Genomic DNA, 26,759 nt, shown 5'->3' on the forward strand with positions numbered 1-26,759 from the left:
GTGTGTTTATATTGCATCCTGATCGACTGAAATTCCGACGGCTTGAAAGTTAGAATTGCCGATTCGGCCGTTTCCAACTTTTGAGAACTGTCAATCGGCTCCGCATAATCATACCTTGCGCCTGCAAACCATCGCTGGCTCAGCTGAACCTCCGCAAAAGTATAAATCCCTACTGATTTTACCGTTTCCGTGAGGGACTCCTTCTGACTTGCAAACCATTCGGTCACCCAGCCAAACGACCGGTAAGTGCCTGTCACGGGCCGTTTCCATTTGTAAGTCAGATCAAAGCTTTCCAGGGTTGTCCGGAATTGTCCATCCGGATCATTAACCCCTGTGGCCCCGGAAAGTCCCCAGTCGATCGCCGAACTCTCATCGAGCTCATGAAACGAATCCAGATGAAGAAGATAGGCCAGATCTTTCGACTGGCCATTATTGAAGCTCCCTTCCGTATTTCCATTCAAAATTTGTATATCGAGTTCCAGAAATTGGTTCCAGGGATTTGGAATGAGTCCGCTGAGAGATCCTCCGGAATCAGACCATTGATCCCCGTTAAAAAGATGGGAAAGCATGATCGGGAGATCGACGAAAGGAAATGCATCGCGATGCATCTTATTGACCTTTCCAAAATGGGTGTGGAATTTTCCCACCTTGGCCTGAAGGGTCCAGGGTAGCGCGGTTGTCGTCAAATACCCCTCCTCAACCCCTGCGTTCCCTTGACTTGGGAAGGAGATCACAAACGTTCCGTTCGTATAGGGATCGATGGCGGCAAGAAGGTTTAACTCGCCTTCCGAAAAGTCAAGTTTGTTCCCGGGATCAGGTAAATTCGCTCCTGCATGACCCACGAAATTCCCGATCATGCCAATTTTTAAATTGGCATTCGGGTTTTGGGGCATTGAAGCGGGCTCTTGACCGAAACTCACGCCGTCAAATAGAAATAGGAATAAAATAATAAGTCGAAGCACGAAGGGTCCTCCTTAAATTGGGGAAGAAGAAATCTGAAACAGGGTCATTGAAGCTGACTGAGAAAAAAATCAGGCGTGAGGAGGTGCCCTTTGGGGAGAATCGTGGAAGAAACTAAAAGGAAAGGCGTGGACAGACGCCAGAACAAGAAGATTTCGGAATTGAAGGGGATTGGTAAAAAAGCAGGTCGCCGAGCCTTCTGTCTGACCGTGACAGAATAATGCACCAATCGTGCATCCCCCGTCTTCCCATAACTCATTGTAGGTATAGATATGAACAACGCCAGAAACGGAGAGAAACAGAAAAAGAAAAAGAGTTGGAATAACAGTCAAAAAGTGGATGCGCTTCTGCCACTGAATGATTTCGATTGAGCGGTTGAGTTGAGACATCGTGTGTGATTATACCCCATGCCGATTCAGAATCAATCAAATATTGAAAAGGAGCACTTCCAGTGCGTCAAGATATTGATAAAATATCCATTTGCGGGTAGATTGAATTCAAATGGACATTGAAAGAATCAGAGATTCACTTATTTACTCTGGATAAAAACTAAACAGGAGGAAAGCAGAAATGCCAAAATTAATAACAGATTCATGGGTCATGGCAGGTGTCAAAGACGTCCCGAAATCGATTTTATTTTATTCCAAGATCGGCTTGAAACCGGCGATGGCCTCGAATTTTTACGCAGAGTTTAATCTGCCCGGCGGCACCGTCATTGGCCTCCATACAGTTGAGAAAAAAAGAGGAGGCATGAAGAAGAAACTTTCAGAAGGCGGCTGGGGGATTATGATACGGGTCAAAAACCTCAAAAAGTTGACGTCAGAGTTGAAGGCTAAGAGGATTAAGTTCAGCAAAATAAAAAGCGCCCCGGGCGGAGCGGATTTTTCTTCCATCAATGATCCCGACGGAAATCGATTGACCTTCGTCGAAATGACAAAAAAGTAGAGAACGGAGAACTGAAACTAACCCCGGAGAAGCTTGCTCAGGCGATCCGCTCTTTCAAGATCATGTTCCATTTGGACCAATCGATATTTCTGACTGGTTTCCAATGCCCGATTCAGGCAATTCAGAGCCAATTCCAGATCGCGCCTCGTTTCATAGACATCGGCCAGACCCCGCAAGGCTTCCACTTCACCCGACGGATTGCCGAGATGATGGTAGTGCATAAATGAGTAATTAAAACAGGTCTCAGCTTTATTTCCGTCCGACGGAATGGCCAATCGCTGGTAGGTCCTTCCCAGCTGATACCAGGACGCGGCCAGTCCTTCTTCATGTCCTGTTTTCTTATGTAATTCGATCGCTTTCTTAAAAAAGAGAATCGCTTGACCGAAATCTCCGGAGTCAAAAGCCAGGAGACCAAAATTACTGTTTAACTGCCCTAAAGAATGATGGTCTTCAGCCTTTTCAAGAAAATCGAGCGCTTCCAAATAATAGGCCTCGGCAAGTTTGGCCTCACCCAGCTCTCTTGAAAGATTGCCCAGATTGACTAAAGTTTGTCCGATCATCCGGACATCGGAAGCCTGATGCTGAAGTTTCAGGACTTCCTCGTAACAGGTTCTCGCCTCTTGCGCCTTGCCTAATACGGCCAGACAATTTCCAAGATTACCCAGAATGACCGTCAATCGCTTCGGATCTCCTCCATTCCTTTCCTGGCTGAGCGCATCTTCAAAACAACTTCGGGCGGTTTCAAACTGGCCACGATGGGCAAAAATCATCCCTTTACGAAAGGAATCGGAAAAATTTTGGGGCGAGATTAGGTCTTCCATGGTAGTAGGGTTATTTTACACAAATAGAAACGGGTAAAGTAGAAAAAAGGAGGGTTACAACGATGATTTTTCGCTTTTTCTTTCGAGATGAAAAAAGGAAACAAGCTGAATCAATGATCTGGCGTGAGAATCCAGTTCCTCTGCCGTCCGGGAAAGCTCTTCAGCCGCCGATGCATTGAATTGCGTTGACTGGCCTACCTGGTTCATCGCTTTATGAATCTGATTGACACCGGAAGACTGTTCCTGGGACGCAACAGCCACTTCCTGCACCAGGTGGGCCGTTTTTTGAATAGACGGAACCAGTTCCTTAAGCATATTCCCAGTACGTTCGGCCATTTTAACGCTGGAGGCGGCAACCGACTGAATTTCCTTGGCTGCCGTCTGGCTACGTTCGGCCAGTTTTCGGACTTCGGTCGCCACCACGGAAAATCCTTTCCCGTGAACCCCCGCGCGAGCCGCTTCGATCGTCGCGTTGAGGGCCAATAAATTCGTTTGATACGCAATCTCCTCGATGATCGTCACCTTTTCAGCGATGGCTTTCATCGCCTCAACCGTCTCCGATACCGCCTGCCGGTTCATTTCGGCGGAAGCAGACCCTTCCATAGCCATCTTTTCCATTTTGCGGCTATTCTCTGCAGTTTGCATGATGGAAGAGTGCATTTCATCGAGACTTGCCCCTGTTTCTTCGACGGATGCGGCCTGTTCTGTGGTCACCTGCGAAAGGGTCTGAGAGGAGGTCGCGACCTGGGCCGCGGCAGAAGCAACAAGACTCGCACCCGTTCGGACTTCGCCAATAGTCGTGGATAACTTGTTCACCATCATATCCAAAGCATTGCCCAGGATATCCCGGCTGGAACGGCTGATCGTCTTGACGCTCAAATTTCCTTCCGATATGCTGACCGCAGCCGCCGCCATGACCCGATTTGTACGAATCATGTTTTGCATGGCTGTCATTAAATGACCCGCTTCGTCGTTCGCGCCCGGTTGAATTTGCACCTCTAAATCTCCTTCGGCAATTTTTTCAGCGATCCCGACCGAATCTAAAATCGGCCGTGTGATTCCCCTAAAGAGAAAGGTCACCCCCAATATAATAAGAATCAGTGCAACCAGACTACAGATAAAAATTGTTTCAATGCTTGATCGCAGACTGGCAGCCATCGCCTCTTTTCCATATCCGAGCTCGACATAACCCAATAATTTCCCCGTTTCATTCCTTTCTCGTATTTCTCTTGAATAGAGCAGCAGCGAATTTGTCTTGAGTGGCTTTTTAATCGTGTCGGTCAGAGGTTTGTGGTCTGCATCTGAAAACAGAATGAATTTCATCTCGGGATCTTTCATCCCTTCTTGCACAAAACCTTCCAGTGCGGAGAGGTCATAGTTCAGGAGATAGTTGGCGCTGATCTGAGATAAAAGACTGGCGGTAGAGTTACCGCGCTCCTCCATCATGGCATAGATGGTCCCCTGATTCATCTTGACAATGATTGCCCCGGAAAGGGAAATCAAAAATAAGGTCAGAGAAAGTGTGGGAACCAGGAACTTTTTTCTGATCGAATTGAACTGGAGGAATTTCTTGAAACTCATGGAACGCTTCCTCATTAATCTGATTTATCCAAGGCCCGGAGATTTTGAAGCATTCGAATAAAAACCGGTATTTAAGAAGTCTATCGCCTAACATTATTTCTGTCAAAGCAGTGTGAAACAGGGGATCTCCCATCGGGCTCCGATTCTACCTCTTGATAAAATATTGGAATATCGTATACTTTGGATGAAAGATAACGAGAAGGGAGCTCTATTATGAAGAAACAGGGTGTCGCCGCATTTCTTTCAGCATTGATCCCCGGAGCAGGGCAAATTTACAACCGTGATTGGTTTAAGGGAACACTCTTTCTGGCAGGATCTTTGATTCTAGGAGCCGAACTCAGAAGAAATCTGCCGATGTCGGCTTTTGCAGCGGGCAAGCCGCTGGCACATTCGGGATTTTATATTTTGCTCGTGATCGGACTCCTCGGACTGTCCGGCTGGTCTGTTATCGATGCTTATCGGAATGATAAGAAATCTTCCACCTGATGGCCGATTTATCTCCCTTCTTTAAAAGAAATCTTATCCGGCCGGGCGATTTAAACGCTTTCTTCGGCCTGATGTTGGACAATATCACCCAGCTCGTCCTCATGTCCGGCATCTTAATCGGGCTATTTGGATATCCCAAGGAAATCGTCTATTCTAAAATGATCCCGGGCTCAGTCATGGGGATTTTAGTCGGCAATCTCGTTTTTTCGGGGATGGCCATCCGGCTTGCGAATAAATCTGGTCGAAACGATGTGACCGCCATGCCTTTGGGAATCGATACCCCTTCTCTTTTCGCCTTTACTTTCGGAATAATCGGTCCCACTTTTCTCCTTCTGCACGACGCCGAACTCGCCTGGAGAGTTTCAACGGCGATTATCGTTCTCGCCGGCCTTTTTAAAATCACGCTCTCCTTTGCGGGAGAAAAGGTCCGGCATTGGGTGCCAAGGGCCGGATTGCTGGGACCGATCGGGGCCATCGCCCTTTCCTTGATCGCTTTTTTCCCGACGCTTAAGATATTCCATCAACCGCTTGTCGGATTTCTCTCGCTCACCATCATCCTGATGACCATCGTGGCGAAAGCCCGTTTTCCATTCAATCTTCCCGGTGCCTTTGCCGGAGTTCTGGTTGGAACGGCACTTTATTACCTCCTGATTGCAACCGGAATTTATCCGCAAGATACGGCTTCGCATGAAAATTTCTGGCACATTGCCTTTCCCTATCCGACAGCCGGATTTGTCGCCGGCATTCCCGGGGCACTATCATACCTTCCTCTGGCACTCCCCTTTGCCCTGATGGTCTTAATCGGCGGAATTGATGTCACCGAAAGCGCTTCAGCGGGGGGCGACGAATACCCGGCAACTCAAATCCTGTTGACCGACGGCATATCGACGCTCTTTTCGGGGTTATGCGGCGGTGTCGTTCAGACCACGCCTTATATCGGACAACCGGCCTATAAAGGCATGGGAGGGGGTGCGGGTTATACCCTGGGAACCGCGCTTTTTATTGGATTGGGAGGCATTTTGGGATATCTTGGTTTCATCGTAAACCTGATACCCGAAACCGCGGTAGCCCCTATTCTTATATTTATTGGTTTGGAAATCACGGCCCAGTCGTATTGGGTTACACCGATCCGGCATTACAAGGCGATGGCGATCTCTTCCGCGCCGATTCTGGCATCGCTTATTTTAATTGAAGTGAATGCCATTCTGGGCGGAACAGGATTTCGCCCGGAAAGTTTGAAGGGAGACGCTGCGTTGACCTATCAACTTCTGTTGACTTTATCTAACGGATTTATTATTACTTCGCTGATCTGGGCCTCCGCTCTCAGCTTTATCATCGATCACCGGTTTAAAACCGGAGCCGCATTCTTCTTTGCGGGAGGAATTTTCTCCTTGTTCGGAATTATCCACTCACCCTTTTCAAATGGTCGAGTCTTTCTTCCCTGGACAGATCCCTCACCCCAGTCCTTCCAAATCTCGGCGGCTTACTTTCTTTCGGGATTATTTTTGTGGGCCGTAAACGGAAGAACGAGCTTGGCGAGCACCGGGAAATGATCCGTCGGATACTTTCCATCCTGGTTATCTTCGTTCTTTTGGATATCCAGAAATCGAAAATGAGAAGTGGCCAAAATCCAGTCCATCTGCTCCTTCATGCCTTTCCCTGAAAAACCATGGTAGGTTTCCGCTCCGTGTTTCGGCTTTCCCAGTTTTTCCCAGACATTCTGAAAGGATCCTTTAATAGAATCAATTTCTATTTTCCCCGTGAAAAGTTCATGTTCCATCGTATCGCAACCCATATTAAAATCACCTACGACAATGGCAGGCAGATCCTGCGGATTGATCTCCTTGATCTTCTCGATCATCAAAAAGGCACTTTCACGGCGGGCCCATGCGGATTGGTGGTCAAAATGGGTGTTAAAGAAAAAGAAAGACTGATCCGTTTCCTTCAGCCGGAAATGGGCATAGGTCACCAGGCGGGGAAAGGCCGCATCCCAGCTCTTGCTGTCCGGGAAACCGGGCGTTTCAGAAAGCCAGAAATTTCCCGCGGTAAGTGGCGTAAAGAGATCTCGCCTGTAAAAAATAGTAGGACATTGCCGCTGGATACTGACCAGCTTTTGGGCGTCCAGGTACGCATATCCCGGCGAAAGACGTGCGATATCATCCAGTTGATCTTTATATCCTTCCTGAGTTCCGATCAGCGCGGGAAGATATTTCTCTATCAAATTAACGACAAGAAATTTTCGGTCATCCCAATGGTTGTCCCAATCCTGGGGGTTCCGGAATCGTAAGTTAATAGTCATCACATTCATCAAACACCCTTATCGGTAGGGCAGGAGGCCAAGCGCCCGAAACCGGTCCGCGACTGAAAAAAGATCAATCTTTACCCCTGATACCGTCGAAAGCATTTTGTACATTAATTTTGGCTTCTTCTGAAGCTGCCGAAATACCCGGTTTCTAATCCAGACCAGGGGTTTCAGATCCGCATTCCAGAACAGGGTCAGCTCATCTCCGAGTCTTTCATAAATCAGAGCCTTCTCTTTTCTGATTTTCTCATAGGGGAGGAGCATTTCGTCACTGAAATCATTCTTGTTGAAACAATGGACAATCGTTTTTGCCAGCGCAACCGCGTCTTCCATCGCCTGATTTCGCCCCTGCGCCACATGGGGATTAAAACTATGAGCAGCATCCCCGAGAAGAGCCGCTCCCGAAGAGACCCACGAGGAAGCGCGAATTCGAAAAACCGGCATCTCATGGACTTGCGACCAGCTGGTTAATTGTTCAAGAGGCTCTTCGAGAATCGAATCAATCGACAACAGCTCTTCCTTCCATGCCGACAGACCTCTTTGCTGAATCGATTGCCGATGGCCTTTTGGAATCAGATAAAGGAGATAAAGGTCTTCACGGGAAACGGGGAAAAGGGCGAGTATTTTCCGGTTTCCGACATAATAACGCGAATCCTGGTTAAATCCCCTGGGACGGGCGAGCCTCGCCGTAAAATAGCTGTCTCGATATTGATGGATTGAAGCGCGGATGCCGAGCGCAGTTCGAACTTCCGATTTTCCACCATCTCCTCCCACGACCATTTTTCCGGAAAGTTCGACCTGTTTTTCTCCCTGACTTGCAATAATACCGACCACTTCTTCTCCGTTCCGGATTAACTTTTTAAATTCCGTATTCCACAAGACCTCGACAAAACCGGTCTCGAGGGCCTTTTGAAGCAGCAAGGATTGCAAATGATAGGGAGAGGCAATCAGGGCATAATTGAACGGAGCAGGAAGAAGATCGTATCGAATGTCGCATAAAAAAGGACCGGTCATTTCATAGAAATGAAACACTTTCACGGAATAACTGTGGTGTCGGATCTCTTCCAGAATTCCGAGTTCCGCAAGAATCTTCAAACCGTTGGGCTGGAGAATTTCACCTCTTTGATGAGCAATGAGCTCCTTGTTCCGTTCGACCAGGCTAACATGAATTCCCTGACGGCCGAGTATCATCGCCAGCATGAGACCGGCAATCCCTCCTCCAACGATCACGATATCGGTACTCTTTTCTTTAATCGGATTCGTCATCATTTAAAAAAGGGATTGTGTTCCCTCTCCTCTACCACCGTCGTCGCGGGACCATGGCCCGGAAAAATAACCGTCTCGCCGGGAAGATTCAGCACCTTCTCTTTGACTGAAAAAAGAAGCTGGGGATAGGATACGGGCGAATAGGCGCGTCCCAGAGAGCCGGCAAATATGGAGTCTCCAAAAAATCCATAGGGAGGGGCTGAAAACGGAAACTCTGACGGGGAGGTAAAATACCCTCTTCCTCCCGCAGTATGCCCGGGAACTTCCAAAACATTGAAGGCGATCTCCCCCACGACAATTTGATCTCCCTCCTTGACCACGCGGTCTTTACCTGAATCCCACACATGACCCAATTGCCCAACTTCTTCCTGACTGACATAGACCGGCACTTTTATATTTCTTAAGATCTTTTCCAGCCCGCCGATATGATCCTGGTGGGTGTGGGTCAGAAAAATATGTTTTAAATTCCAGCCATGGTGACTGAGAGCCTCCAGCATTCCCTCCGGATTATTCGCAGTGTCGATCATCACCGCATCGCGGCTCCCGAGATCCACTACCAGATAACCTTTTACTTCATAGGTTCCAATGTGGCCCACCAGGGTCAGGACATTCTTGACCGCGGCTGAGGGCACCGGACTCGGGAAATACTCCCGGGTGACAATTTTCAACAATCGGGAGGGGGTTAAGTGAAGGAGTTCTGCGAAGAGATTGCACTCCTGCGGAGAGGGATTTTTGGCATAGGCCTCTAACTGAGTGACTTCCAGTTTGGTCATGCCGGTGGCCTTTGAAACCTGGTCAACCGAAAGTCCCAGGCCAGCTCTCGCTTTTAAAATAATGTCCCCAAACTCGTCTTCTAAGTTCACCGATCGTCCTGAAAAAGAGAGATTTTAGAATATCAAAAGAGTGCTTTTTTCACAAGCAACTTGAGCGGCTCGGGAAACCGCCTGAACAGAAATGAAGGATTATGACGGGGGTGTCATTTCAATTGGAAGGAACTGCTTTTTATTTGAATTGCAGGCTTTGCAGGCGGGCACCACATTCCCTTTATTATTTTTTCCTCCGCGGCTGATCGGAACAATATGGTCCATCGTCAATTCGGCGGGACGAAATCTCTGGTGACAGTAATAACAGAGCCCCAGGCTTTTCTTTCGTTTCCACCATTGGGAAGCTCTCAATTCACGGGCCTTGTTTTTCTCTTTCCGGATCTCCTCCTCAGAAATTTCCGTTATAAAATACTCTTCCATGCTCCTCATTTTATCTGAATTAAAGTGTCAAAACAACCGCCCTGACTCCTCCATTTCCCGATTGAACAGGTTGAAATAACGAATCCGTTTCACCTATAGTGAATACGAACCGGAGTCTTCCCGTGCAACCGTATTTTGAGTTTCCCGAATCATTCATTAAAATCATTGAAACGCTTTCTTTACGAGAGAGCGGCCATCATCGAACGGAAGATTTTCTGAAGAAAGTCTCTCCTGAAATCGGAAGACTTTCCGATCTGTTCAATCAAAAACGGGGTGCTTCTCCCCTATCCACGACTCTCACATCCGGAGAATATCCTCTGGCCTATCTTTCCTACTTTCTCCCGTCCAATCTTTTCAAACTACCCGCAATCCTGCTCGATTTCAAGAGATCCCACTCCAATCACCCCTTTTTTTTAGAGGACAGTGAGACCGCTTTAAAAAACCCTTTTCGCATCCTTGATTTAGGTGCCGGACCCGGGACTCACGGACTCGGACTTCTTGATTTCTGCGGACGGCATCCTGAACCCTTTTTGAGGAACCGGACCGTTGAATATCTCGCGGTCGATCAGGACTCTCGCATGCTCGGGTATCTCAAACAGCTATTTTCCCAATATACCCGGTTTTTGGAAACGGTCCTGGCGGAAAGAGCTATTCGCTTTATTCCTCGGACGATTCAGGAAAAAGTGACAACGAAATTTTCCGAATCAACCGGCGGGTTCGAAATGATTATTCTTGGAAATTTGCTGAACGAAATGATCGAAAACGGCGACTCCCTTTCTGCTCTGTCAGAATGGATCCGGAATCTCATGACCCTCTTGACTCCCGAAGGAATTATTTTCGTCATTGAGCCCGCGCTTCGAAAAACATCCCGAAACCTGCTCGCGCTGAGAAATCTAATTGTGATGCAAGACTCGGCCTCAATCATCGCTCCCTGCCTTCACCAGCATCCCTGTCCGATTATGGAACCCCAGGGCTCGGAAAAAGACTGGTGCCATCAGGAGAAAGAATGGGGTGCACCCGCCTGGATTCAGAACATCGATCAAAGAATCGGACTGAAAAAAGATGCTCTGAAATATTCCTACTTGATCCTCTCCCGGCCGGGAAAGGCTCCCCATCACTCCAGTCAGCAATGGAGAATGGTAAGCGAAATCATGACCACGAAAGGTAAAAAGGAAGCCTTTCTCTGCAATGAATCGGGAAGATTGCGGTTCTATCTTCTGAATCGAGAAGTCCGCACTTCGAATCAGATCTTTCGGGACCTGAAAAGGGGGGATTTAATCTCAATTGATCGCCCTGACGATCTGCCAGGAACGCGCATTTTACCGCTCTGGAGAGTCAAAAAATCAGATTGAAGATTGACTTTGGCAGGAGGATTATATAAGATAACTAAACATGAATATCAATCCTGTTCCCGAGTCTATCAATATAGAAATCATCTCTGTTTAAACTTCATTTTTCCCGATACAATTAAAGAATTATTAAGGAAAAAACATTCATGAAATATGCAGTTGAAGAAATTACTCCCGTAAAAAAGACACTATCCGTAGAAATCCCGGAAGAAGTAGTAAGAGAAGAGATTGCACATGCCTATTCCCATCTTAGCAAGACAGCCAAGCTTCCCGGATTTCGAAAAGGGAAGGTCCCGCAAGCAATTCTCGAGAAGAAATTTTCTGAAGAAGTGAAAGATGACGTGCTGAAAAAGTTAATTCCAGACTATTATCATCGGGCGGTTGAGGAATCGGGATTAGATCCTATTGAATACCCCCAGATTGAAAAGGTTGCCCTGGAAAAGAATGCACCCCTCTCCTTCAAGGCTACTGTTGAAGTCCGACCTCAATTTGAATTAAAAAATTATATCGATCTTCCGGTCAAAATCAAGAAACTGGAAGTGAATGAGGAAAATGTCAATCATAGCCTGCAATCCTTGCGGGAGATGCAAGGCGCGCTCGAACCATGGGACGCTGAGCACGCGATCGAGGAAAAGGATTTCGTTACCCTGGACTTTGAAAGTTTTATCGACGATAAACCGATGGAAGGGGGAAAAGCCGATGGGTACTCCGTTGAAATCGGGTCGAAAGCGCTCATACCCGGATTCGAGGAGCATCTGATTGGAAAAAAGAGAGGGGAAAAGGTTGAATTTAAACTGACGCTTCCCAAGGGGATCAAACCTGCAGTTAACGAAGGAAAAGAGGCCCTTTTTAAGGTGACTGTTAAGGAGATCAAGAAAAAGCTTCTCCCGGAACTCGACGCAGAGTTTGCCAAGGATTTTGGTCTCGATTCAATTGAAACTCTGAAAAGCAAGCTGAAAGAAGAGCTGGTCGCACGTTTTAAAAGAGAAAAAGAATCTCTCCTGAAAAATGAAATCATTAAGAAACTGAATGAACAACATGAATTGGAACTTCCTCCAGGATTGATTTCAAGGGAACTCGTCCGCATTCTCCGCGGTATGAGAGACGAGGAGATTCGACGCGAAGGATTGACCGATTTTGAATCGATTAAGAAGAAATTTGATCCGCTGGCCCGTGAAAGGGTCAAAGGGGGGCTCATCTTGTATGCCGTCGCTCAAAAAGAGGGACTCTCTGTCGCGGAACAAGAGGTTGAACACGAGATTCAACTGATTGCACGCGAAGCAAAAATAAAACCCGAAGAGGTAAAAAAGAATATTATGGAAGTCGAAGGGACGCTTTCGGGAATTGAATCCCGGCTTCTGGAAGACAAGACGCTGGTTTACCTGATTTCAAAAGCCAAAATCGAAGAAGAATAGCGTTAGGCAACTGGCTTTGCCAGTGCGTAACGCGGGGTTCGGGGGCATTGAGCGTTGTTCGCGCAGGCCCCTGAATAAGATAGAGGGGAGCTAAACAAATTATGTTAGTACCGATGGTTATCGAACAAACAAGCAGGGGAGAGCGGGCCTATGACATCTATTCCCGCCTTCTAAAAGACCGGATTATTTTTATTGGAGCACCCATTGATGATGTCTTCGCTAATCTGATTATTGCCCAGCTTCTTTTTCTAGAAGCGGAAGATCCCCAGAAGGATATTAATTTATATGTCAATAGTCCGGGAGGCCTGGTCACGGCCGGCCTGGCCATTTATGACACGATGCAATATATCCGCCCTGACATTTCGACAATCTGCATCGGGCAGGCCGCCAGCATGGGAGCTCTGCTTCTCTGTGCCGGTGCAAAGGGAAAGCGGTTTTCTCTTCCCAATTCGAGAATTATGATTCATCAGCCCCTTGGCGGATTCCAGGGCCAGGCCACCGACATTGAGATCCATGCCAGAGAGATCTTGAAAATGAGAGAGCGTCTCAACGAGATTCTGGTGAAACATACCGGACAGCCGATGGAGAAAATCCAGGTCGACACGGAACGGGATTATTTTCTGTCTGCTGCTCAATCAAAAGAATATGGCCTGATCGACGAAGTGATTGAAAAAGCGCCTCAGGATAAAAAAGGGAAGTCAGAAGAGGGAATGTAATGGCAAAACAAGATAAAATCAGCGATGGTTTGAAATGTTCATTCTGCGGAAAAAGCCGTGAAGAGGTCAGAAAGCTGATCGCGGGACCCACGGTATATATCTGCGATGAATGTATTGATCTGTGCAACGATATCATTGCTGAAGAATGGGAAGAAGGAAAAGAGGCCGTCACTTCCAAGCTTCCCAAACCGGCGGAAATCAAGAAAATTCTTGATCAGTATGTCATTGGACAGGATCGGGCAAAAAAAATTCTTTCCGTCGCGGTTCATAATCATTACAAGAGGATCAGCGCAAAGGTGGAGGCCGATGACGTCGAGCTCCACAAAGGGAATATCCTGATGATCGGTCCGACGGGAACCGGAAAGACCTTGTTGGCTCAAACGCTGGCCAAGATTCTCGACGTCCCTTTTACCATTGCCGATGCCACCACGCTCACCGAAGCGGGATACGTGGGAGAAGACGTTGAGAATATTATTCTAAAACTTCTTCAGGCGGGGGACTATGACGTCGAACGGACTCAGCGCGGCATTGTCTACATAGACGAAATTGATAAAATCAGCCGAAAGAGCGATTCACCTTCGATTACACGAGATGTTTCCGGCGAAGGCGTACAACAGGCGCTTTTAAAATTAATTGAAGGGACCGTTGCCAATGTTCCTCCGCAGGGAGGCAGAAAACACCCCCATCAGGAATTTATCCAGATTAATACTTCCAATATTCTATTTATCTGCGCAGGCGCCTTTGTCGGGTTGGACAATATCATTGAACAGAGGAAAAACAAGAAATTGATGGGATTCGGTGCCGATATCAAAGGGAAAAATGAACGGAAAGTGGGAGAACTTCTGGCCAGCGTCCAACCGGAAGATCTCCTGAAATATGGTTTGATTCCAGAATTTGTCGGCCGTCTTCCTGTTATCGCGACGCTGATGGACCTCGATGAGACCGCACTCATCCGGATTCTGACAGAACCGAAAAACTCCCTTTTGAAACAGTATGAAAAACTCTTCTCCTTTGAAAAGGTGAAACTTCGTTTTACCGAAGCGGCAGTTTCGGCGGTGGCCCGTAAAGCACACGCCCAAAAAACCGGTGCGAGAGGATTGAGGGCCATTCTCGAAGAGGTGATGCTGGACGTCATGTATGAACTCCCCTCCCTGAAAAACGTGCGGGAGTGTCTGATCACGGAAGAGACAATCTCCGGAGCCGGGAAACCAATCCTTTTTTATGAAAATGAAAAGGGAGTCAAATCTGCTTAAAACCCTTTCCTTCGGCCAGATGGTTCAATCGTTGGCCATTTTTTTTCTCGCCGTTTTTTCTATTTTTGGCTGCAGCCCTCATCAGAAACCCTCTGATAAATCGCTTAAAATAGGCATTGAAGCGGGACCTCCTCAGTTAGACCCCAGGCTGGCAACCGATGCTTATGCTCAACGGATCGGCTCCCTCCTCTTCAGCCGGCTGGTGCGCCTCGATTCTTCATCCCAGATAAGGGGAGACCTTGCGGAATCGTGGGAGATCCCCGGTCCTACCCGCTATGTATTTCATTTAAGAAAAAACCTCCAGTTCAGCGATGGATCTCCCCTGACTTCCGAAGACGTCAGATTTACCTTTGAATCAATCCTTGACCCACGCACCGCTTCTCCACACAGAAAAACCTTTGAAGCCATCGATCACATCGAGACCCCGGATCCTGAAACCGTTATTTTTTATCTTAAAAAACCGTACGCTCCTTTCCTTTTCAATCTCACCATGGGAATCGTTTCAAAAATATCGGGAAACAGCGTTGAAAGCGGGCCTTACCAGCTTCGAGAATGGATTCCGGATGAAAAGCTCGTCTTAAAAAGCAACAGCCATTACTACGGCACGCCGGCTCGAATCAAAGAGATTATCATCAAGATTATTCCCGAGGACACTATCCGAGAGATGGAACTTCAGAAGGGGAGCCTTGATTTTCTTGAGAATGCCCTCCCCCCTGATTTTCTCCCCTTCCTCGAGAAAGATTCTCATTTTACCGTTTTCAAAACAGAAGGGACGACGTATGCCTATCTGGGATTGAATCTTCAAGATCCGATTCTCTCAAGAAAAAAGGTGCGTCAGGCGATGGCCTATGCCATTAATCGGGAAATCATTATCGATGAAGTTTTAAAAGGACTGGGAAAACCGGCGACAGGACTGATCCCCGCCTCTCACTGGGCGTATTATGGGGATGTTGAAAAATATGCCTATGCTCCGATGAAAGCCAAAAAACTCCTGGATGAAGCGGGTCTGATCCTTCCCCCCGGGGGTGAGCCGCGGTTTAAACTGATATTCAAGACTTCCCAGAATGATCTTTCAAAACGAATCGGAGAGGTCATACAACAGCAGTTCAAAGAGGTCGGCATTCAGATGGAGATCCGGACCTATGAGTGGGGCACATTCTATTCAGATATCAAATCGGGTAATTTTCAACTCTATTCGCTGCGTTGGGTCGGCATTCAGGATCCCGACATCTATTACGATCTTTTTCATTCCTCCAGTATTCCGCCGCTCGGCGCGAACCGGGGTCATTTCAGCAATGCTGAAATTGATCGTCTGGTCGAAGAAGGCAGGGTTACTCTGGACCCGGAGAAACGAAAAATCATATATGAGAAGATTCAAAAAATCATTTCAGAAGAGCTCCCCTATATCAATCTCTGGACCTTCTCCAATGTAGCGGTCTTAAAGAAGGGTCTCAAAGGATTTATTTCTGACCCCTCCGGTGATTTCTTTCATCTCAAAGAATTATATTGGGATTAGTGAGGGGGATAGATGAAATTGTAGGAACAGGTATAGGAATAAAAAGAAGTCACTCCAAAAATACCGAGCTCGGTGGTATCATGAGTCGTAACGTTGTGGAGGACTTGTCCGGGGATAATCGAAGGTGCATCCAGAAATACCTTTTCCCAGCATCTCAAGGTATAATCGCCATTGTCCTGTAATACTCCCAGTCTCAGGTCAGTTTCAACGACATTAGGTGTGGTAGGAGAGTTAACAATCCTCGGTTCGTACATTGGAAAAGGAACCGGATCATAATAAAGCGTCAAGGTCAATTTTTGTCCAGGAATTAAATTAGGGACCAAAACGGGAGAAAATGAATAGAGCGCGTGATCCGGCCCCGGCGGATCCGTATCCGGTGAATTAGTTAGCCCTAAGTAATAGACCGGCCCCCCTTTTGGACTGATCCTATACAATACAATTTGAAAAGTGGTATCGGCACTCAGGGCGGTTTGGGAAATCGAAAGCTTGGCCATCCCGTCAGGTGTAATGATGATCGCACCCTTCTTATGGTCGACTATCACTGGCAAATCCGAAATGATGACCGGTAAAGGAAGATTGGGGTCATGGCCGTTGCCCGGGGCACCTAAGCCACATCCGGCGATGATAAAAAAAAAGAGGACAAAGAGTTTCTGTTTGACAGCATTGGAAAACATGGATTTTAGAGGTAAGGGAGTACAATTTTCCCTTCGATCAATAATTGATCTATCTTACCATATTCTTCCAAAGTTCCCAAATCTCTCCAAAACCCTTGCATTTCAAGTCCATTCAGGGCTTGTTCCTGAAGCAAAAGATCAATATAAGTATCTGTAATTGAATGGAAAACATCTTCAGGAATCGCGTGAAGCAGATCGGGTTCAACCAGATGAATTCCAGTAAACATCAGCTTCTTTAATTTGCCTGAGAAAGTCCCCCCTTTTCTTAAAATGGTCCGAATCCTGCCATCGGAATCTATTTCGATGGGTCCATAGCGATCCGCATCCGGGTCTTCCCGTAAAACGAGACTCGCCAGACCTTTTTTTTGTTCATGAAATTCGATTAATTGATCTAATGGAAAGCCGGTCAGAATATCCGAATTAATCACCAGAAACGGGTCTGCTCCGAGATATTTTTCCAGTTTTTTGATTCCTCCGCCCGTCCCCAAAATGGTGGACTCCTCTGAATAGGTAATCTTTACGCCCAAGACGCTTCCATCACCTAACGCTTGCTTGATGTTCTCGCCCAGGTGATGGAGATTCATATAAATATCGGTTATTCCATAATATTTAAGATACCGGAGTGTATAGGAGACCAGCGGTTGGCCATTGAGGGGAATCAGGGGTTTTGGAGTGGTAAGCGTCAGAGGGCGGAGACGGGTGCCGAGACCAGCCGCAAGGACAAACGCTTTCATCAGGCAAGCTCGGGAAGATAGCGGAGTAAAACTTCTCGAAACAATTTTAATTCAGGATATTTTCTTATGTTAATGGATATATCTTTCAGGGCCTTGGGAACATATTTTAAAAAATTTGGATTCTTTTTAACGCGGTCGATGAAGACAAACCGGCCGGCGGCTTTCATGTTTCGTTGAAGAGAGACCAGGTCGAAGAGATATCTGAACTGAAGCCGGTTAATGGAGATATGATCCTCCTTCTCTTTACGGGCAAGATAATATTCCAGAAGTTCATCAATCAGCTCTTCAGGAAGAGTCATGTAACAGTCTCTCAGAAGAGAAGCGAGGTCGTATTGAGGAGGTCCCAACAATGCATCCTGAAAATCAATCACCCGGAGGGCTTCTTTCTGAACCATCAGATTTCGCGAATGATAATCCCGGTGGACCAGAACAGACGCTTCCGAGGAAATGAGCGTCGCAATGCGATGAAAAGTTTCTTTCAAGACTACAGAATCATCGAGAGAGACGGTCCGGTTGGACTTCTTTTCGACTCCGTATTCGCGGAAATGTTCAAATTCCCAGACCAGCAGGGGATGGTTGTAACTTCTTTCAAATGCGATACAGGAACTTGCCTTTTTTTCGCACCTCTGCAAATGAATTAATGTATCAATCGCGCGCCGGTAATATTCCCGAAATTCTTTATCCGACCTTTTTTTAACGACCTCTTCGAAAGTCAGATCCCCCAGATCTTCAAGATAAACCAGTCCATTGATTTGATCGTGATAGTATACTTCCGGAACCGCGATACCAGAAGCCGAAAGATATCTTTGGATATTCAAGAAAGGGAGTTCCGCAATTTTAACTGAACCGCTCTCCTTTTCTTCAGATTGTTTAAAAGGTTCCGGTTCGGCCAAAACCATGATAACCAGACTTCGACGGCTTTGATTGTTCAACCGAATATCCAACCGGATATAGGAACGGTTCGAAGCATCGCCGGTAAGAGGGGTCAGGTTGACGCTCGTCGCTTTGGGTTCAATTTCTGTCTGGATCTGCTTAAGAAGATTTTCGGGAGTCAGCTCGGGACGATTCAATTTCATGCTATAATTTTACATGAAAAGGAAGTCAAGTCAATTGAAAGAGCCTTGCAAATGTGGAATAATGCAAGAACTCCGGGGGCTAAGAACAGATTTGAGTTCATATATTATCCGAAGGATTTTGCTCGTTATTCCTGTCGTTCTTGGCGTTGTGACACTGGTCTTTTTCTTGATTCATCTGATCCCTGGAGACCCGGTCGATATTATGCTTGGAGAGAATGCTTCGGCGGCAGATCGAGTCAGTCTGACCCACGCACTCCATCTCAATGAACCGTTGGGCATACAATATCTTCATTTCCTGGGCCGATTGTGTCATGGAGACCTCGGCATGTCTCTTCATTCGAAGAAGGCTGTGCTCCCCACGATATTGGGCCGTTACCCCAATACCCTGGAACTCGCCCTGTTTGCCATGGCCATCGCTATCTTGATCGCACTGCCTCTCGGAACGCTTTCGGCGCTGAAACAACATTCGATCGTCGATTCGTGCTCCCTGTTTTTTTCCCTCTTAGGAGTCTCACTCCCCAACTTCTGGCTTGGTCCATTGCTCATCCTGCTTTTCTCGGTTCAATTTGACCTGTTCCCGGTATCCGGAAAAGAAGGATTCATGGATTTTGTTCTTCCCGCAATTACGCTCGGCCTCGGCATGGCCGCGATCTTAACCCGGATGATCCGTTCATCTCTTCTGGAAGTCAAGAATCGCGAGTATATTCTCTGTTCACGGGCAAAAGGAATTCCCCAGATTCAAGTAGTCCTTAAACATACTTTGAGGAATGCCCTCATTCCGGTCGTAACCATTGTCGGGCTTCAATTTGGAGGACTCCTTGCGGGGTCGATCATTACTGAAACGATTTTTTCCTGGCCCGGCATCGGCCGGCTGACGGTTCAGGCGATCAGTGCCCGGGATTATCCCTTGGTACAGGGATGTGTGTTAATGATTTCTCTCACCTATGTCTTTATCAATCTCGGGACTGACCTCCTTTACGCTTTTATAGATCCGAGGATAAAATACCAGAAATGAAAATCACAAAAAATAAATTTGCCGTGATCGGGTTCTGCCTTTTGGTCACATTTATTTTGGCCGCACTTTTTGCGGTTCAGATTGCCCCATTTGACCCGTCGGAACAACACCTTCAGGAAGGGCTCAACGGGCCATCGACCCACCATCTGCTCGGACAGGACAAACTGGGCCGGGATATTCTGAGCCGGATGATATACGGCTCGAGAATTTCGCTACTGGTAGGATTATCTGTCGTCTCAATCTCGTTGATGGTTGGACTATTGATTGGATCCATCGCAGGTTATTTCGGCGGAGTCCTGGATGAAGTCATCATGCGACTTGTCGATGTTTTCCTCGCTTTTCCCGGAATTCTTCTCGCCATCGCCATCACAGCGGTACTCGGACCCAGCCTTCGAAACGTGCTGGTAGCCCTCTGTATTATGGGGTGGGTCGGGTATGCCAGAATAATCCGGGGGCAGATCTTGTCAGTCAGGGAACTGGAATATGTCCAGGCGGCCCAGGCAAATGGCGCTTCGACATTCAGGGTCTTGATCCGGCATATTCTTCCCAATATCATGGCCCCTGTTATAATTGAAGCAACCTTTGGAATGGCCGGGGCAATTATCGCAGAAGCGGGTCTGAGTTTCCTGGGATTGGGTGTTCAACCCCCTACTCCCAGCTGGGGTTCAATGCTGGCGGAAGGGAGACAGTTTCTTCTCCTGGCGCCTCATTTAACCACCTTCCCTGGAATCGCAATCATGTTGACGGTACTCGGACTGAATTTTGTCGGTGACGGAATGCGAGATGCAATGGATGTCCGCCAGAGTAACGTTCCTTGAATAAGATTCCTGAACCAAGTATTCCCTGGCATGTTTATATCCTGCGCTGCGCAGACAACACCTTTTATACGGGAATTGCCAAGGATCTCGCCCGCCGAATATCAGAACATCATTCCGGCACAGGGGCTAAATATACTCGCGGGAGAGGGCCTGTCACTTTAGTCTATCAGGAAAAGGCTGAAGATCTCGGGTCGGCGCTACGACGGGAACGTGAAATTAAAAAATTGACTGCGGCCAAGAAAAAAATGCTGGTTGTCTCTTAAAACTTTTTTCCGCCATGTCGATGGGGACGACTCTTGTTGTATTCGTGTTTGGCTACCAGGGCGTCGGCCACCCGCCATTTTCGATTGGCAGACATATCCATGATCCGGATGATGACATCCGCCAGTTCAACCTCCACACTGCTAAAATCGGAGAGCTTATTGTCCGGGGGATTTCCCTTTCTCAGGGCTTCGAGTGCTTCAGATAATTCTGAATGCATAAGAGCAATCGCCTCTCCATTATTCCTTTCCTGATCCCACCATCCTTTTTCAACGGCAAGTGCATGGACCTTTGTTTCCAAATAACGATAATTTTCAACAAAAGCCTTTTCCGAAACCGTCTGTTCTGACGTCGTCACTTTCACTTCCAGGATGGGATCCATCATTTTCTCCAAATTTACCTAAAAACTGAATAAATAAGAATCTGAGAGGAATTATAGAGATAATATAAAGAAAAAGATAGACACGAAACGAAACAATTGTGCCAAAGCAGGTATTAAAAAACTAAGCGGGTGGATCAATTCATTTCTTGAATTTTGGATGAACGGAGCATTAGAATGAAGTGAGGCTCATCCATGCAAGAGGCTCACTCATCTTAAGAATTGAGTAAGATAATGTCTTCCAGAATTGTTCTAACTCTATTGATACTGCTCTCCGTCATTCTCACTTCGATTCCTGCCCATTCGACCCGATTATATTCATGGAAAGATGATCAAGGCATGTTGACCCTTTCCGATGATCCCACCTTTGCTCCAAAAGGGGTTCATGTGGAGATAGCGTCGGACTATCCTGACTTGCATGTCGCCAATGAAATTGACTTGACAGTAACGGAGGCCATGACGCCGGACCATACCTCTCAGAAAGTTTCTCAAGGGGAATTTGCCCTTCAGTTGGTAAAGGAACTCGGCTTTGGTCAGATCTCAGCTGAAAAAAAGGCGGGCACGTTACTCAACACTTTTCGGATCTCGCCTCCTCTGGGTCAGTGGAAGCTGAATCAAGTCATGACTCTGGAACTGACAGTGCGCCTGCGGAAATTGACCGAAGCGGCAGCAACGGCAAAAAGAATTCCGCTCACATCGGAGGAGGTCCTCATCGCATTTGACACAGCGGCCGCCCTCCTCAATTTGAACGTACCCGGGGGATCACCTCGCGAGAAAATCTTGTCTCCTTCCGTTCCGGTGCCCTTAGAATCACCAACCGTGCCAGCGGAACCTTCTCTGCCCGGAAATCATCCCGCTTCCGCGGTCATTCCAACAGTTGAGGTATATCCGTCCAACAATTATTTCTATACGACTTATTTTGTTCCCTCACCCCGTACCGGATCATTTGAGAATCATCCTCATCACTCGGGTGGGATCGATTCAGGACATAGAGACGATCACATCCCGTCGCCGAAAGACAATCAGACGATCTCCCCAAGTCCGTTTATCTCTCCCCTTGGCTCTTTAATTTCTCCTGTTGGGAGAGTGACTGACTCTTTCCTGGCGATCAAATAGAGCCACTCGTAATATTGACCACCGCGTCTTGGGAACTTACTCTGTATTTGGGAGATTTTCAAAATCTTATCCGGGTCTTGTCAGGTTAAAAGAGTGTAACACCCCATTCCATTCAATAAAAAAGCCTGACACCTTTTAAAGGGTATCAGGCTTAAAATAGCAAATCGTTTCATCGGCTAAGCCGCTTTTTTCATCCCTTCTAATGGACTTTTCTTTTTACAGTCATTACAGCTAATAAAAAATTTGCCATGTGACTGCGAAGCGGTTGTGTTGACTGAATTGCATTCCGGACATCGATGTAATTTTTTAAATTCCGATATATTTTCTGCCATTTTATTTCTCCCAATTTATTGAATTTTGAGTAATTTGCCATGCTCCCTTTGGCCTCTTTAGCTCAAATGGCCCAATCTTATCGATATTCGTGTGAAGGATGACCGCATTTTTCGCAGATGGCAACATAAAGACAGGAATTCTCTTTTAGATCACATCGGAAGGAAAGTCTCGCACCCTGGTGACGACATTTCTCACAGCGCAAACTTTTTAGTTCTTTTTCCAGGTTCGGGTGCTTATTCGCCAGATTTTTGGATTCCGTCGTGACCGCAAAGGTGTGATGACAAGCCAGACAGCGGGCATCATATTGGCACTCTTCATAGCCGACCTGGCATTGTAAAACGAGGTCAAAGTTTGATTTGTTACATTGAGGACAAGCGATTCGAGAAAGTTCTTTCTGAATTTCGGTCACTTGATCAATCATCTTCCCACCTCCTTTTCCCAGCTTTAATTATAGGATAAATGGTGATTCTGTCAAATTTATAAATTAAAACTGTTTAAAAACAATAGGTTATGTAATATTAATGATTAATGGAAATAAGAACAATAATGGGCACCTGGCCCATTTAATGGATCTATTGCGGGAGAATAGAATAAAGTCGGGTGATCTTTCCCTAGATTGACGGACACCGTTCGTGTTTACTAAAAACATCGAAGGTTACTAACGCAAATCTTTGAATATGGATCCGGGGGTTTTTCAGAATCAAATCTCTCTTTCCCTGATTTGCAATAGTATTTAGAAATAGGATATAAATTGACATTATGGTAAGTCCAAAATCAAAAGAAATCGTTGAGTCCCAGCAAAGAGACTGGAACCGAGTCGCGAAAGGGTGGGAAAAGTGGGACACCCTGATCGACCGGAATATGTCGTTTGTAAATTTTCGACTAGTTGGGGACGCCAGACTTCGATCAGGCTTTAGAGTTCTTGATTTGGGCTCAGGCACCGGCTATCCGGCGCTCTTGGCAGCTCAGGCCGTAGGAGAAACAGGAAGAGTCATTGGTCAAGACCTGGCCGGGGACATGCTCCAGGTCGCCCGGGAAAAGGCGAAGACTCTCGGATTGGAGAATATCAGTTTTCGGACGGGTGATGTGACCGTTCTATCTTTTGAAGATCAATCTTTTGACGCCGTCATCAGCCGTTTTTGCTTGATGTTTCTTCCTGAGATTCCAAAGGCTGTCGGGGAAATTGCCAGGGTATTGAAACCCGGAGGGTATTTGTCAGCAGCGGTCTGGGCTGCTCCCGAACAAAATCCCTACCTGCGGCTAGCTATGGATACCATCAAAAAGTTTACTAACCTGCCTCCCCCTGATCCCGAACACCCCGGAATTTTCAGGCTTGCCAAGGAGGGAGACCTTCTCGGAATGGCCAAACAGGCCGGATTGATCGGAATCTCCGATGACACACTTGAAGGGGTTTCAGTTTTCAAGGATCCGGAAGAATTCCATGGGAGTTTGATGGACATGGCTGCGCCAATTCAAAATATCATTGAGAAATTCACTCCTGAACAAAAAAACGCTCTTGAAAAAGAGATTAAAACCGATGTAGCTCGTTATGCTTTTGGTAAAGAGATTCACCTTCCGATGACCATTCGAATGGTCATCGCTCGTAAGCCTCTATGACTCACCACTAAAATTAGAGAAATTTAAGATCAAGAGACCTGCCCGAAGTCAGCATTCAGCCCAATTTAATTTCATCGCACCTTTCTGCCTGGAATAAATAATCCAAATATAGTCTCACCGGGCATCGGCGGTTTTGATTTGATATATATATAATACATAGCTATAGCATAGACATAATTGAGTCTGAGTAGGATGAACGAAAAAATGAATCTAATCGTCAAAAACACGGGATTTGGTTTGAGGAGGCCCAACAGGTTTTTGACGATCCAAAAGGTTTGGAATTTTAGGATGAGGACTGCTCAAACGACGAGGACCGCTTTATTTTGTTGGGATTGAGTGGATTTACTAGAGTTTTGGTCGTTGTATTTTTCGAAAGAAAGAAGCATGACATTATTCGAATCATTTCGGCTAGAAAAATGACGAAAAAGGAAATTAAAAGATATGAAGAAGGAATAAGATTTTTCTAAAATGAAAGCTGTAAAAAATCCTGATGCCTCAAAAAAGAAAGCTATCGGGATCAATCTTAGCTCAGAGGTTATTGACTATTTCAAAGGTCTTTCTAAAGAAGAAGAGATTCCTTATCAAACTTTGATTGATTTTTACCTGCGTGAATGTGAAAGCCGAAAAAACAACCAGAAGTTGAATGGGCATGTATCCGGGAATCCAGAATGATTTTATGAATCTGGCAAAAGAATCATAGGATTTCCATGTTGGGTAGTGATGAGGGTATGCGGGACGAGGGTCATAAAGATTCTTAAAAAAGTCCATGAAATACTTTTTCGCGATTCATAATTCCGATCGTTCTAATATTAGTCCAATCACACTAAACAACTCAAATACTTCCAGGAATCTTCAAATCCACCTTTCCTCATTTTATCCAAGATTACATTTGGCAATCCTCATTATAACAGGAATATAAAATTGCATTGTCGCAAACAATGACTGTACACTTCGCAGATGAAATTCCCTTTTACTTTAGATCAATTTCTTGAGGTCTTTGAAAAATATAATCGGGCAATTCAGCCAATTCAATTTGTTGCCTACATCCTTGCGATAGGAGCAATTCTGGTATCCATTAAGAGAATATCTCAGACCGATAAGATTATAACTGGAATTCTGGCTGCTTTTTGGTTATTGATGGGGTTTGTGTACTTCATCGGGTATTTCAGTGTGATAAACAGGGCCGCTTATTTGTTCGGAGCCTTTTTTATCATTCAAGCTTTGCTATTTGTTTACTTTGGCAATATCAAACAACATCTCTCATTCAAATTAATGTCGGGTATTCCACCGGTAATAGGTGCCATTTTTATTGCTTACGCTTTGGTTGTCTATCCAATCTTCAATTACTATTTTGGTCACATCTATCCTCGAATGCCTGTATTTGGTGTTGCCCCTTGCCCCACAACGATATTCACATTTGGAATATTGCTCTGGGCGACGGAAAGGGTACCGATTTATCTCATCGTGATTCCATTATTGTGGTCTTTTATCGGGGTGAGTGCGGCCATAAACTTAGGAATTAAAGAGGATTTTGGTTTGGTCATTGCGGGTATAGTAGGTTTCACCTTAATTCTGGTAAATAATCAAAGATTGGGAATATCCAATTAAAATAGGATTACGAACATCCGAAAGCGAGGGTAAAATGGTGAATTGGCATAAAGTTTTAAGCAGAGGTTTTATATTAGGGGTTATGATTTGTTTCTTGTTTTCTGGAGTTTCTATGGGAGACGAACCCATGCAATTTGGCACTCCGAAGAAGGAAGAAGGTACAAGAATTTTTAAGTCCAACGAGAATTCCTACTACAGCGGACAATTTCATGTGACGGGACAACGTACAACTTTAGTAGGCAGCACGAAGGATCAAATACCTTGGGATCATATGGACTATGCCGGACAACATCTCCAATCGGTTCAAGGCCAGATTGATATAAATGTCAATGAACTGGAGAATGGCGGTTCCGTGGTAGCGGAATTTACAGAGGGCCAGGACCGCTTTAAAATTATTTTTAACCGGTTTTCAGCGAAAGCCCCTTACCAGGATGGTGGAATTGCCGCGAGGGTCTATGAGCATGGTGATTCCGGTAACGGTGATCCTCTCTATCCTAAAACATGGTTGTATCTTGCAGGTTGGGGAACGGCGGATGTTTTAAAGAATGATCAGGTATTGTTAAAGGACTATTCTGCCCATTTCATGGTCATGGAACGGTCGCGTAATCCGAAGTCTCATATTGTTCGGTATCCTTCCAAACGAGTTCTTCCAGGCGGTGAGACCGATCCCGCAGGGATGGAAATCGATCTCTGGGTCCGTTCTAAAGAAGCCAATCCCAAGAATTTTCCTCCGTTCGAGACCTTTTTGCACCTCATGTGGGAGGAAGTGACCTGGAGGTAACAAATAGTGATTTGGGTGACACGAGAGGAAATATGATCAATGGGTAAGTTACGACCGGTACAATTGGCTAAAGGTTTCTATTGAGATTCCTCAATTTTAAGGTTTTCAAATATTATAGTCTCGTAGGCGTAGTCTTTGGCATTAAATTCCAGGACTGTCTCCTAAACAAGTGGTTTAAGGACAGGCAAAAAAGATTCAAGAAAGTGGATATTTACAGGGGATCAATCGGTCAAATAAGTGTGCCTTTGGCGTAAACTAAATGAATCGAAAAAGATCAAGTCCCGAATTTCCTAGGAACCCGAGGAAAAATATGTAGCTATAGGAGATTCCTGCCATAAGGTATCCAGTTAAAATAATCGCTCCATTTTCATCTAACATTCCCGCTGCTATGAGGGCGATAGATATCGCAGGCAGAGTGTTTGTAAATGGTATAGGAATTGGGAGCATCAGAAGAAATGCACATGAGGTGATGAGTAAACCGCTAAAGGTGGTA

Annotated in this window: 30 protein-coding genes and 1 pseudogene; 17 read left to right on the plus strand and 14 right to left on the minus strand. The window is 46.1% G+C overall.

Annotation, left to right across the window (positions count from 1 at the left end; genetic code table 11):
* Window positions 1-962: hypothetical protein (locus tag HY200_08975; GenBank protein MBI3595077.1), on the minus strand; the 962-nt coding region annotated here is incomplete at its 3' end.
* A gap of 69 nt (window positions 963-1,031) precedes the next feature.
* Entirely contained in the window at window positions 1,032-1,349 is a 318-nt protein-coding gene (locus HY200_08980) for a hypothetical protein (GenBank protein ID MBI3595078.1), read from the minus strand.
* A gap of 181 nt (window positions 1,350-1,530) precedes the next feature.
* Here HY200_08980 and HY200_08985 point away from each other — a divergent pair, with 181 nt between their 5' ends.
* Window positions 1,531-1,905 carry a VOC family protein gene (locus tag HY200_08985; GenBank protein ID MBI3595079.1) on the plus strand — a complete coding sequence of 125 codons (375 nt, stop codon included), beginning with the start codon at window positions 1,531-1,533 and terminating at the stop codon, window positions 1,903-1,905.
* Between the two features lie 17 nt (window positions 1,906-1,922).
* On the opposite strand, the gene HY200_08990 is transcribed toward HY200_08985, so the two are convergent.
* Both HY200_08990 and HY200_08995 read right to left on the minus strand, forming a co-directional pair.
* A complete protein-coding gene (locus HY200_08990; GenBank protein MBI3595080.1) occupies window positions 1,923-2,726 on the minus strand; it encodes a tetratricopeptide repeat protein in 804 nt (267 codons plus the stop codon).
* 54 nt (window positions 2,727-2,780) lie between these two features.
* Window positions 2,781-4,307 carry a HAMP domain-containing protein gene (locus HY200_08995; GenBank protein MBI3595081.1) on the minus strand — a complete coding sequence of 509 codons (1,527 nt, stop codon included), beginning with the start codon at window positions 4,305-4,307 and terminating at the stop codon, window positions 2,781-2,783.
* A gap of 213 nt (window positions 4,308-4,520) precedes the next feature.
* Here HY200_08995 and HY200_09000 point away from each other — a divergent pair, with 213 nt between their 5' ends.
* Window positions 4,521-4,793, plus strand: coding sequence for a hypothetical protein (locus HY200_09000; GenBank protein ID MBI3595082.1), 273 nt, complete (start codon window positions 4,521-4,523; stop codon window positions 4,791-4,793).
* Window positions 4,793-6,346 carry an MFS transporter gene (locus HY200_09005; GenBank protein ID MBI3595083.1) on the plus strand — a complete coding sequence of 518 codons (1,554 nt, stop codon included), beginning with the start codon at window positions 4,793-4,795 and terminating at the stop codon, window positions 6,344-6,346. The genes HY200_09000 and HY200_09005 overlap by 1 nt, the downstream gene beginning before the upstream one ends.
* On the opposite strand, the gene HY200_09010 is transcribed toward HY200_09005, so the two are convergent.
* The 4 genes from HY200_09010 to HY200_09025 all read right to left on the minus strand — a co-directional run bounded on the left by HY200_09010 (window position 6,277) and on the right by HY200_09025 (window position 9,605).
* Window positions 6,277-7,092 carry an endonuclease/exonuclease/phosphatase family protein gene (locus HY200_09010; GenBank protein ID MBI3595084.1) on the minus strand — a complete coding sequence of 272 codons (816 nt, stop codon included), beginning with the start codon at window positions 7,090-7,092 and terminating at the stop codon, window positions 6,277-6,279. The genes HY200_09005 and HY200_09010 overlap by 70 nt on opposite strands.
* A gap of 18 nt (window positions 7,093-7,110) precedes the next feature.
* Window positions 7,111-8,364: an FAD-dependent monooxygenase gene (locus HY200_09015; GenBank protein ID MBI3595085.1), complete on the minus strand. Its 1,254-nt coding sequence runs from the start codon at window positions 8,362-8,364 to the stop codon at window positions 7,111-7,113.
* Complete coding sequence (locus HY200_09020) at window positions 8,361-9,224, minus strand: MBL fold metallo-hydrolase (GenBank protein MBI3595086.1); 864 nt, start codon at window positions 9,222-9,224, stop codon at window positions 8,361-8,363. Before HY200_09020 ends, HY200_09015 begins: the two co-directional genes overlap by 4 nt.
* Window positions 9,225-9,323: 99 nt before the next feature.
* On the minus strand, window positions 9,324-9,605 hold the full coding sequence (locus HY200_09025) for an HNH endonuclease (GenBank protein MBI3595087.1): 282 nt from the start codon (window positions 9,603-9,605) through the stop codon (window positions 9,324-9,326).
* Between the two features lie 122 nt (window positions 9,606-9,727).
* Between HY200_09025 and HY200_09030 the strand changes: the two genes are divergently transcribed.
* The 5 genes from HY200_09030 to HY200_09050 all read left to right on the plus strand — a co-directional run bounded on the left by HY200_09030 (window position 9,728) and on the right by HY200_09050 (window position 15,854).
* Window positions 9,728-10,957, plus strand: coding sequence for a hypothetical protein (locus HY200_09030; protein MBI3595088.1), 1,230 nt, complete (start codon window positions 9,728-9,730; stop codon window positions 10,955-10,957).
* A 143-nt stretch (window positions 10,958-11,100) separates the two neighbouring features.
* Entirely contained in the window at window positions 11,101-12,369 is a 1,269-nt protein-coding gene (tig, locus tag HY200_09035; GenBank protein ID MBI3595089.1) for a trigger factor, read from the plus strand.
* A gap of 101 nt (window positions 12,370-12,470) precedes the next feature.
* Complete coding sequence (clpP, locus tag HY200_09040; protein MBI3595090.1) at window positions 12,471-13,085, plus strand: ATP-dependent Clp endopeptidase proteolytic subunit ClpP; 615 nt, start codon at window positions 12,471-12,473, stop codon at window positions 13,083-13,085.
* On the plus strand, window positions 13,085-14,338 hold the full coding sequence (gene clpX, locus HY200_09045; protein MBI3595091.1) for an ATP-dependent Clp protease ATP-binding subunit ClpX: 1,254 nt from the start codon (window positions 13,085-13,087) through the stop codon (window positions 14,336-14,338). Before clpP ends, clpX begins: the two co-directional genes overlap by 1 nt.
* Window positions 14,307-15,854, plus strand: a complete 1,548-nt coding sequence (locus HY200_09050; protein ID MBI3595092.1) for an ABC transporter substrate-binding protein — start codon at window positions 14,307-14,309, stop codon at window positions 15,852-15,854. The genes clpX and HY200_09050 overlap by 32 nt, the downstream gene beginning before the upstream one ends.
* On the opposite strand, the gene HY200_09055 is transcribed toward HY200_09050, so the two are convergent.
* Genes HY200_09055 through HY200_09065 form a run of 3 tightly spaced genes read right to left on the minus strand, consistent with a single transcriptional unit; the run spans window position 15,851 to window position 18,338 of the window.
* On the minus strand, window positions 15,851-16,528 hold the full coding sequence (locus tag HY200_09055; GenBank protein ID MBI3595093.1) for a hypothetical protein: 678 nt from the start codon (window positions 16,526-16,528) through the stop codon (window positions 15,851-15,853). The two genes, HY200_09050 and HY200_09055, sit on opposite strands and share 4 nt — an antisense overlap.
* A 5-nt stretch (window positions 16,529-16,533) precedes the next feature.
* On the minus strand, window positions 16,534-17,262 hold the full coding sequence (locus HY200_09060; GenBank protein ID MBI3595094.1) for a nucleotidyltransferase family protein: 729 nt from the start codon (window positions 17,260-17,262) through the stop codon (window positions 16,534-16,536).
* Window positions 17,262-18,338: a phosphotransferase gene (locus tag HY200_09065; GenBank protein ID MBI3595095.1), complete on the minus strand. Its 1,077-nt coding sequence runs from the start codon at window positions 18,336-18,338 to the stop codon at window positions 17,262-17,264. Before HY200_09065 ends, HY200_09060 begins: the two co-directional genes overlap by 1 nt.
* Window positions 18,339-18,429: 91 nt before the next feature.
* Here HY200_09065 and HY200_09070 point away from each other — a divergent pair, with 91 nt between their 5' ends.
* From HY200_09070 to HY200_09080, 3 genes are read left to right on the plus strand one after another with little or no spacing between them, the layout of a single operon-like run.
* Window positions 18,430-19,353 carry an ABC transporter permease gene (locus HY200_09070; protein ID MBI3595096.1) on the plus strand — a complete coding sequence of 308 codons (924 nt, stop codon included), beginning with the start codon at window positions 18,430-18,432 and terminating at the stop codon, window positions 19,351-19,353.
* Window positions 19,350-20,171 (plus strand): ABC transporter permease, encoded by an 822-nt coding sequence (locus HY200_09075; protein MBI3595097.1) that lies wholly within the window; start codon window positions 19,350-19,352, stop codon window positions 20,169-20,171. The genes HY200_09070 and HY200_09075 overlap by 4 nt, the downstream gene beginning before the upstream one ends.
* Before the next feature lie 20 nt (window positions 20,172-20,191).
* A complete protein-coding gene (locus HY200_09080; protein ID MBI3595098.1) occupies window positions 20,192-20,434 on the plus strand; it encodes a GIY-YIG nuclease family protein in 243 nt (80 codons plus the stop codon).
* Here the strand turns inward: HY200_09080 and HY200_09085 are convergent.
* Window positions 20,431-20,733, minus strand: a complete 303-nt coding sequence (locus HY200_09085; GenBank protein ID MBI3595099.1) for a hypothetical protein — start codon at window positions 20,731-20,733, stop codon at window positions 20,431-20,433. The genes HY200_09080 and HY200_09085 overlap by 4 nt on opposite strands.
* Before the next feature lie 312 nt (window positions 20,734-21,045).
* Here HY200_09085 and HY200_09090 point away from each other — a divergent pair, with 312 nt between their 5' ends.
* Window positions 21,046-21,927, plus strand: a complete 882-nt coding sequence (locus HY200_09090) for a hypothetical protein (protein ID MBI3595100.1) — start codon at window positions 21,046-21,048, stop codon at window positions 21,925-21,927.
* A gap of 409 nt (window positions 21,928-22,336) precedes the next feature.
* Here the strand turns inward: HY200_09090 and HY200_09095 are convergent, their stop codons facing one another.
* Window positions 22,337-22,681 carry a hypothetical protein gene (locus HY200_09095; protein MBI3595101.1) on the minus strand — a complete coding sequence of 115 codons (345 nt, stop codon included), beginning with the start codon at window positions 22,679-22,681 and terminating at the stop codon, window positions 22,337-22,339.
* 338 nt (window positions 22,682-23,019) lie between these two features.
* Here HY200_09095 and HY200_09100 point away from each other — a divergent pair, with 338 nt between their 5' ends.
* The 5 genes and pseudogenes from HY200_09100 (at window position 23,020) to HY200_09120 (ending at window position 26,266) form a co-directional block, all read left to right on the plus strand.
* Entirely contained in the window at window positions 23,020-23,877 is an 858-nt protein-coding gene (locus HY200_09100; GenBank protein MBI3595102.1) for a methyltransferase domain-containing protein, read from the plus strand.
* Between the two features lie 167 nt (window positions 23,878-24,044).
* Window positions 24,045-24,344, plus strand: a pseudogene (locus HY200_09105) (BrnT family toxin).
* Between the two features lies 1 nt (window position 24,345).
* Window positions 24,346-24,549: an antitoxin gene (locus HY200_09110; protein ID MBI3595103.1), complete on the plus strand. Its 204-nt coding sequence runs from the start codon at window positions 24,346-24,348 to the stop codon at window positions 24,547-24,549.
* A gap of 285 nt (window positions 24,550-24,834) precedes the next feature.
* Entirely contained in the window at window positions 24,835-25,485 is a 651-nt protein-coding gene (locus HY200_09115; protein ID MBI3595104.1) for a hypothetical protein, read from the plus strand.
* 112 nt (window positions 25,486-25,597) lie between these two features.
* Window positions 25,598-26,266 (plus strand): hypothetical protein, encoded by a 669-nt coding sequence (locus tag HY200_09120; GenBank protein MBI3595105.1) that lies wholly within the window; start codon window positions 25,598-25,600, stop codon window positions 26,264-26,266.
* A 255-nt stretch (window positions 26,267-26,521) separates the two neighbouring features.
* Here the strand turns inward: HY200_09120 and HY200_09125 are convergent.
* Window positions 26,522-26,759 (minus strand): exopolysaccharide biosynthesis protein (locus tag HY200_09125; protein ID MBI3595106.1); only part of this gene is annotated, 238 nt, incomplete at its 5' end.

The organism is Nitrospirota bacterium (assembly GCA_016194305.1).
In the GTDB taxonomy this organism is placed as follows: Bacteria; Nitrospirota; Nitrospiria; order JACQBW01; family JACQBW01; genus JACQBW01.